8 protein-coding genes are annotated in these 7,985 nt (G+C 42.6%); 6 read left to right on the plus strand and 2 right to left on the minus strand.

Annotated features, from left to right (window positions below; all coding sequences use genetic code 11):
- The 3 genes from Q1V93_RS04030 to Q1V93_RS04040 form a co-directional block, all read left to right on the plus strand.
- A partial coding sequence (locus Q1V93_RS04030) for a hypothetical protein (RefSeq protein ID WP_300661792.1) occupies positions 1-464 on the plus strand: 464 nt, incomplete at its 5' end.
- Positions 442-1,437, plus strand: coding sequence for a hypothetical protein (locus Q1V93_RS04035; protein ID WP_300661795.1), 996 nt, complete (start codon positions 442-444; stop codon positions 1,435-1,437). The genes Q1V93_RS04030 and Q1V93_RS04035, both read left to right, overlap by 23 nt.
- Positions 1,434-1,931: a hypothetical protein gene (locus Q1V93_RS04040; RefSeq protein ID WP_300661798.1), complete on the plus strand. Its 498-nt coding sequence runs from the start codon at positions 1,434-1,436 to the stop codon at positions 1,929-1,931. The genes Q1V93_RS04035 and Q1V93_RS04040 overlap by 4 nt, the downstream gene beginning before the upstream one ends.
- A 237-nt stretch (positions 1,932-2,168) precedes the next feature.
- Here Q1V93_RS04040 and Q1V93_RS04045 read toward each other — a convergent pair whose 3' ends face one another.
- Positions 2,169-2,840, minus strand: coding sequence for a hypothetical protein (locus Q1V93_RS04045; RefSeq protein WP_300661801.1), 672 nt, complete (start codon positions 2,838-2,840; stop codon positions 2,169-2,171).
- 254 nt (positions 2,841-3,094) lie between these two features.
- Between Q1V93_RS04045 and Q1V93_RS04050 the strand changes: the two genes are divergently transcribed.
- The 3 genes from Q1V93_RS04050 (at position 3,095) to Q1V93_RS04060 (ending at position 7,364) form a co-directional block, all read left to right on the plus strand.
- The gene (locus Q1V93_RS04050; RefSeq protein ID WP_300661804.1) at positions 3,095-4,501 is read left to right on the plus strand and encodes a hypothetical protein; all 1,407 of its coding nucleotides are present in this window, start codon (positions 3,095-3,097) and stop codon (positions 4,499-4,501) included.
- Positions 4,502-4,512: 11 nt separating this feature from the next.
- Positions 4,513-5,886 carry a T9SS type A sorting domain-containing protein gene (locus tag Q1V93_RS04055; RefSeq protein WP_300661807.1) on the plus strand — a complete coding sequence of 458 codons (1,374 nt, stop codon included), beginning with the start codon at positions 4,513-4,515 and terminating at the stop codon, positions 5,884-5,886.
- Between the two features lie 431 nt (positions 5,887-6,317).
- Positions 6,318-7,364 (plus strand): hypothetical protein, encoded by a 1,047-nt coding sequence (locus Q1V93_RS04060; protein ID WP_300661809.1) that lies wholly within the window; start codon positions 6,318-6,320, stop codon positions 7,362-7,364.
- Here the strand turns inward: Q1V93_RS04060 and Q1V93_RS04065 are convergent.
- Positions 7,365-7,985: TaqI-like C-terminal specificity domain-containing protein (locus tag Q1V93_RS04065; protein WP_300661812.1), on the minus strand; the 621-nt coding region annotated here is incomplete at its 5' end.

Genomic DNA, 7,985 nt, shown 5'->3' on the forward strand with positions numbered 1-7,985 from the left:
CATCCTACAAACGGGCATTCAGTAAAACCATTGAAACCAACTCGTATATCAACGAACTGGAGATCAAAAAACAGGAAGCGTTGAATTCTCAAAAGGAAATTCGCGAACTTCAAAAAAACGTAGCACAGCTCAATAAATTACTCGGAAAAGAAAACGTTTCCGTGGAACAGGTACAGCAGGGATTCCTCAATTTCCTGGCATTGAAGTCTTCCAAAATAGAAGTCAAGCAAATAGATGAAGTTTACGGTTTTGAACATCCTGATTTTAAAATCAATACCTTTAAGATCGAGTTGCAGGGAGATTTTATTCCGGTTTTGAGATTTATCAATGAGCTGGAGAAGTCTTTTGATGATGCCCGTCTGATTCATTTTGAAATGAATTCGGAAAAAGACCTGGTTACGAATAAAACAGATTTAACAACAACCTTATTAATTCAGAATTATGTCCAGAAAGTATATCAATAAGCTCGTATTGCTTTTCATATCTCTCAGTCTTTTCGGGTGCAAGGATTTTATTGAGAAGAACATTTCGAAAGAAACACCGATCTTGATTCTTCCTGCCAATCAGGACACGATTCCTGCAAACCCGGTTCACATCAAATGGGAAGAACTCAAAGGAGCAACCAAATACCGCATCGAAGTGGTGAGCCCCGATTTTGGGAACATCCAAAGTTATCCGCTGGATTCCATTGTTTCGGGAACCAGTTTCTTTTTCGGGCTGGATTCTGCTCAATATGAGATCCGTATTACGGCAATGAACGCAGGTTACAGCTCAAAACCTTCAGAAATCAAACGTTTCTGGGTCGGAACTTCTGCCGGAAACTCCAATTCACAGATTCCACTGCTCAGTCCGCTTGCAGGAGAGTATTTTAATGGAAATTTTAATGGGGTTTTTAAATGGGGATCTCCGAATTCCGGAAATGTTTCCAGCTACACCTTCGAACTGCACGAAACAACCACTTTTGCAGGAGCGCAAAAGGACAATGTTCCCCAGCTCAATACGGTACAGGTTCAATCACTTGACGGAACCCAACTTCCTGAAGGCCCTTATTGCTGGGGAGTGAAAGCATTTCTTACAGATGGAAGCGAAATCAACTTCTCCAAACGTGTTTTCTATATTGACAAAACGGTTCCTCCCGGATTTGCCTCGCTTACAGCTCCTGCAAATAATTTAACGGTTACCAACGGATCTGCATTCTCTTGGACGATTCCAGCAGATCAGGGAGCTATTCAATCTCCGAGAAGGTCGACTATTCAAATTGCAACGGATCCGGCTTTTGCCAATATTGTGCAGACTGTTTCCAACCTGACGGCAAATACCGCTAACGTAACGTTTACCAACGGAAGCGGAACGTATTACTGGCGCGTGATTGTAAGCGACGTAGCAGGAAATCAGGGTGCAACACCAACCACTTACAACAACGTGATCATTCAGTGAAAAACAAGCGGTTTACATATGTCTTAATTGCAGTTGTAGGTTTTATCTACTTCAAATTGTTTGTGCGGATCAGTTCCAATATCACAGATGATTCGGGTATTCCTGCTCCTGTTTCGGACAAACTTCAGGTAGAGAACATCAAACCCAAGAAAGATTTTCATTTACGGGCCAATTATCCCGATCCGTTTTTAAAAAATTCCGGGATGAGTTCTACTCCGCAAACAGCTAATCCGGATGCTGCCAATGAAAACATCCCGAAACCACCGCCGCCCAAAAAGGAAAAACCTATTGTTTACTGGCCTGCGATTAAGTATTTCGGAATCGTACAAAAAACCAGTTCGAAGAAACCGCGTGCGTTGATTTCAGTAGACGGAGTGATGTATAAGATTTATCCGAACGAAGAATTATTCGATGGTTTGACGGTAAAATCCATCCAGCGTGAAAGTATTGTGATTGCGTTTCAAAAGGAAACGAAGACCATTCCGTTGAATTGATTCGGGTGATTTTATTGGTTTTTGTTGCATCTTACGTAAAATCTTTTCAGAATATACTACTGTCTTCAAAGCTTTGCGTTTAATGATGAATGTTTATTTGACAAACGCTAAGAAGTAAAGGACGCAGAGGATTTAATCGGAAAATCAAAAATCACCTAAACTCGTATAATTATCAAGAACTCCAAAAAATACGGATAGACATGTATCTATTAGCCCAGTCACCATGGGGGGGGTTTCCTACAAAACGTAACCCAAAGTCACAAACCAGGAAAGTCCGGAAAGCCCTCCTATTTTATTCGAATACGGCGTCAGGTTGTTTTGATGCCGGGGTCCGAACCAGGTTTTCCGCCATTTGTCCTTCGTAAGATCGTATCCGTATTCCGCCACAATCGACAAGGCAACAGGTCCCATTCTCACTTTTGGCTGAAGGGAAATTTTCGGTGCAAAATAAAGGTTTCGCTGATGAATTCCCGGACTCGTTAATAAAATCCGTCCGGCATCAAATCCGAAATTGAAAACCAAATCGAAATACTTGCTTTTTGGAAAAGCATCCAGTCCTAAAAAAGTCAGCCCGAAATTAAATCCCCTGGATTTAGCAGTCAAACTATCGTTTATCGAGATCTTTTGAGGCAGATAAGCCACAATCTGCGCATTTCCAATAAAGAACTTTCCCCCGGTATCGATGGAATCTCCTAAAACGGTAATTCCCGCCCCTACGAACTGAAGCGGCTGCGCCCATTGAAAATTGGAAAAAGTGCTGTATTTCTGTTTCACTCCTTCACCAAACATCGGGCGATGCAGCGTACGGAAACCATAAATCAGATCCGCAGAGGAAATCTGCTGACGATTCCGCTGACCAAAAAGCGTCAGGAAGGAGCAACACAACAAAACGGTGACTAAGTATTTCACGATTTAAAAGTACGGAAAAGTTTTGTTCGACTTAGTTTTCGCTCGTTAAATACAAAGTGAAAATCAGGTAATCCTCTTCCGGCTAATTCACGATCTGACATCAACTGATCTCATGGAAAAGCCATCCCTCAATATTTTTTGTTTTTTAAGAATCTCTTTCGTAACTTTCATCATATACTATTTGCTTTTCATAACTATTTATGCGGCAACCTGTAAGCTCTGCAGGATAATGTTGTACCATAAACATCCGAGTTATGAAAAAACTATTTCTTTTGATTACGATTGCTGTTAACAGCATTACTCAATTAACAGCCCAGGTAAAAATCGGAGATAATCCCAATACCATCAATGCCAATTCCATGCTGGAGTTGGAAAGCACCAACAAAGGTTTTTTACCTCCGCGAGTTGCGTTGAACAGTTACACAAGTACAGCACCCATGACCGCCACAGTCGCTGAAGGAACGTTGGTTTACAGTGACGGAGGAACACTTCCCGACGGATATTACTACTGGAATTCCACCAGATGGGTTATGTTGCGAATCGGACGGGATAATTACGTCCTTGTAAAATCCGTAGCAGATCTTCCGGCTCCTGTAGCCGGTGTTATTACACTGGTAAATGGGATCGAATATGAAATCAATGGAACGATTACACTCACAACACCGATCAATCTGAACGGTTGCACAGTAAAAGGCGATGATTCTTCCAACGACAAACTCGTTTATACCGGAGCCGGTTCATTGTTTACCGGTGACAAAACCGGAAACCTCCGCTACCTGACCCTAACCGCAGCTTCAGGAAGTATTTTCAATATCAATGCCCTTTCCACTTCACAAAACATGCTCGTTCAGAATTGTTTCATCCTTGGTTGCAGTAGTGTCGGAACAATTGCAGGAGTGGGTGGAACGGTGTTCTTTTCAACCGTAGCTTACTTCTCCAATACAAACGGAATCATTTTTCAAAATGACAACAATGTCGTGCTGAACAACATGCTTTGGGACGCATCCAATTCGAACATTTACGAACGTTTCACCGGTACTTTCAATGTTATTCAGCTACTTGGCGGCGACCGGCTCACAACTTCCGTAAACTCAGCAACCGCACTTCACATCAGCGGAATCACAAGCTTGAATGCCGGATCTGCAAAAGTGATCATGTTTATCGGTACGGGAACGTATGTAACCGGAACGTTTACCAATGCCTGGGAAGTTGAAGCCAGCGGTTTAAACACGCAGAAAGACGGCGTAGCGGGAGGAAACATGTACATCACCGTACCGGTTGCTACCACATTTGCCAGTGCCGGCACCCCCGTAAAAGCTTTGGGAACAACCAACTCATCCAACCTCTATCGGATGACACATCCAACCAATAACCGGCTCACTTATGTCGGAAGCAAAACCCGCGCGTTCATGATTTCCAGCTCAATGAGTATCACTCAACCGAGTTCCAACCGGTACTTTTCATTTTATATCGCCAAAAACGGAGTCATAATCCCGGAATCCCGTCAGGATGTGAAAGTAATCAACAGCACAGACCAGGTGTCTTTAACCATTTCCTGCTGGGCAACACTCGCCCCGAACGATTACGTTGAAGTATGGGTAGAAAATCAGTCGGCAACAACAACCCTGACGATTCAAACCCTGAACCTTTCCATGGAGTAAAACAAAGTATTATGAAAACGTTCATCCTCATTACTTTCGCAATGCTGGCCTGTCCCTGGAAAATTGATGCACAGTTAACCAATTCGGGAGATATCCGCACATTTACAGGTGCGAATGTGACAATTTACGGCGATGTAACCAATAACGGAACAATAGCCGATTCAGCAACACTGATCACTCTTGCAGGATCCAATCTACAAACCTTCGGAGGCAGTTCCGTAACAACGTTGAAAAATCTTCGTCTGAATAACAGCAGTACAACCGGTGTTACCCTTACGCAAGCACTGAACGTACGCGGAACATTGACTTTTACAGACGGGTACCTCAATACAACTGCTGCAAACATCCTTACCTTTACATCAACTGCTGCTGCCAGCGGAGCAAGCAGTAATAGTTTTGTTTCCGGACCCGCAGTTAAAACCGGGAATGCTGCTTTTGTATTTCCGATGGGAAAAAATGTGGAATACGCACCCATTGCCATTTCTGCACCAGCTGTTAACACGGATCAATTTACAGCCGAATATTTCCAGGCATCACCGAACACGGTTCCTTACATCACCTGGAGTCTCGAACCAACACTGCATCACATTTCAGAATGTGAATACTGGATATTGGACCGCACAACCGGTTCGTCAAATGTTTCCGTAACACTAAGCTGGAACACCCCCCGTAGCTGCGGAATCACGCTCACAGGAGATCTGCGCGTAGCTCGCTGGGATGGAACACAATGGACCGATAAGGGAAATGGCGGAACGACCGGAACCACAACTTCCGGAACAATCATTACTTCCGCACCAGTTACCGCTTTCAGCCCCTTTACCCTGGCTTCTACCACTCCAATGAATCCTCTACCGGTAGAGTTGATGTCATTTACAGTCAAATGCGAAAATGAGCAAGTGGTTCTTCGCTGGAGCACCGCCAGTGAGTTTAACAATGACTTTTTCACGCTCGAACGTAGTTTGGACGCATTCAACTGGGAAACAATTACAACTGTTGATGCCGTTGGAACCTCCTCCACACAGACCGATTATTCCTGGACAAACTCCACTACTCCAGTTCGGAATGCCTATTACCGCTTATCACAAACTGACAATAACACAACAACAACCATTCACGACATGGTTTACCTGGAAGGCTGTCAAAAGGCGGGGATTATTCCCGAAGTTTACCCGAATCCCACGAAGGGTCTCGTAACCGTTCTTACCGAAGAAACGCTAACCGCAATAAGTGTGATGAATCCGGAAGGAAAAGTGGTGGGAAATATCCCGATTGACCTTCCCAACAAGCAAATCCATTTCGATGAAATGCCGAATGGAGTTTATGTGATCCGGATAAGCACTCCGGCGAGAACTTTTAATGAAAAAGTGGTGGTTATGAGGGATTGATTTGGGTTAGTTATGTCGACGTCTGAAACCGGCTGCTTGCAGAAGTTCTGACTTTACCATTCTTTCTTCAAAGGAGGAAGTTGAATCGAAAACTTCGAACAGGGATTTTGCACTCTCCCCCGCGCTTCAATAACACTTAATAATGCGTAGACTTTCAGGCATCCAATAAGCCATTTTGTAACTACTAAGTTGCAGGTAAGCAGCCTCAGTTTTCAGAGACGGAAAAAGAAATCCTAACAAAGTTCGACAAAAGAATCAGGACAATTAGAGAAGAATCCCTATTTTCACAGGAAAAATGAGCCTTTGGAAGTGGGCCGTACAGAACCTGCATCGAATCAGTTGAAAGAGGTGAAAGAAACATTTCTTCTGGAGTATTGTGAAGGTTGCTCATGCCCTGAAATTGAATCTGCAAATCTCTTTATTGGATAAAAATGAGTACCGCACAAGATAAGAAGAACCACATCATTGAAACAGCACGAACAATTTATGACAATCCTGATCAGGAGGAAAGTAATTTGGTCTGGTATACAAAGGATCAAATTGAGGAACTGATCGCTCAGGATATGGTCGGTAAATCCTTCCATGGTTTACCTCTCAGAACCAGGTCAAAAGTATCAAAAACCCTGGTTTGTGAATCGTTAGGATACAAGGCTCCTGGCTCTTTTAAAAAGACGAAACCCCGGTTTCCCGCTCAAAACTTAGATACCTACGTACAAAAATCAAATAATCTTCAGGTATGGAATGATGAACTTGATCCGGCAAGAAGATACCTTTTGATCAGATTGGATGACAATGATGTAGTGATTAGTGCCAAAGTGGTTACAGGAGTTGATCTGGCGGTATTGGATACCACCGGAACATTGACTCAAAAATATCAGGCCAGGCTAAAATTGGGCGATGAATTGTCTGAATTAATCAGCAAAACGGATACTGAACCGCTGAAGGAGCAAATAGTGCACATGAACGGAGTCAATCTGAAAGGAACTTCTCCGATAGAAGATCCAACGACTGACAACCTTTTCCCTATTGAAACAGTATATTCCATTTTAAAAACGCTGATTGGTGCAACGTTTAAAAACATCGGGGCAGATCAGGAAAGAAACAGAGGAGCAGAACTTCACAAATTAGTCTGTGAAAAACTGGGTTATGATAACTATGCGGATAATGGACAATTCCCCGATGTGAAGAATCAGCTGCTGGAGATCAAATTGCAAACTTCTCCAACAATTGATTTAGGACTTGTTTGCCCCGACAGTGACTTAACACTTGATATCAATCCACTGAATGGATTTCAGGTAAGGCACCGGGATGTGAGGTATGCTTTGTACTATGGAAAAGTTGAAGGAGACCAGATTACTCTGACTCATTTTTACCTTACAACAGGTGCTGATTTCTTCAACAGGTTTCAACAATTTCAAGGGAAAATACTCAATAAAAAACTGCAAATACCACTTCCAAAGGATTTCTTTAACAAGTAATTAATTGGCATCCCGAAGTCCAAAAGCCTCTTCTACCAATTCATTCAGTAATTCGTAATTCTTTTGAGCATCCGCTTTTTCTGAATAAAGTTCTTTCACCAAATCGACAATTTTCCCGGAGACATCAAGGCCAGGATCAGGAATCGGGTAGTTTTCAACATATTGGCTAAAATACCTGCGTCTCCCTGAATAAAGTTTGTTGTTGAACAGTAAATCATGGTATCTGCTCATAACAGAAGAATTGGCAACCCCCTGAATCAATAAAAGCAGCTCTTCTTCTTTTTTGTCTTTGGCAGAAATCCAATAGCAATTGCCATTCACAATACTCCCGCTTTGATCAAAATAAAACCGGGGCTCTAAACTAATATCAGGAAATACGAGTTTGGGTAGTTTCCAGGATGCAGGATTCTGAGGAACCCAAATTTCAAACCAGTTTCTTTTGGATTTTGTAATATATGTTCTGCCTTCCAATCGCTTTCTGTGTGCATTCAGATATTCGGCAGCTTTAGGGAACTGCTGAAGATCAATGACAGCCTTCCCTTCCCCGTTATCGTAATGGGTATATAATAATTCCAAATGCTCATTTTCATTGAGCTTCCATCTATCAATATTATCTTGACT

The organism is Fluviicola sp., from assembly GCF_030151805.1.
GTDB lineage: Bacteria > Bacteroidota > Bacteroidia > Flavobacteriales_D > Crocinitomicaceae > Fluviicola.

What these genes read in the sequence shown, in the direction of transcription:
- Q1V93_RS04035 (WP_300661795.1), top strand. Translation starts at nt 442, where the DNA reads ATGTCCAGAAAGTATATCAATAAGCTCGTATTGCTTTTCATATCTCTC.
- Q1V93_RS04050 (WP_300661804.1), top strand. Translation starts at nt 3,095, where the DNA reads ATGAAAAAACTATTTCTTTTGATTACGATTGCTGTTAACAGCATTACT.
- Q1V93_RS04055 (WP_300661807.1), top strand. Translation starts at nt 4,513, where the DNA reads ATGAAAACGTTCATCCTCATTACTTTCGCAATGCTGGCCTGTCCCTGG.
- Q1V93_RS04060 (WP_300661809.1), top strand. Translation starts at nt 6,318, where the DNA reads ATGAGTACCGCACAAGATAAGAAGAACCACATCATTGAAACAGCACGA.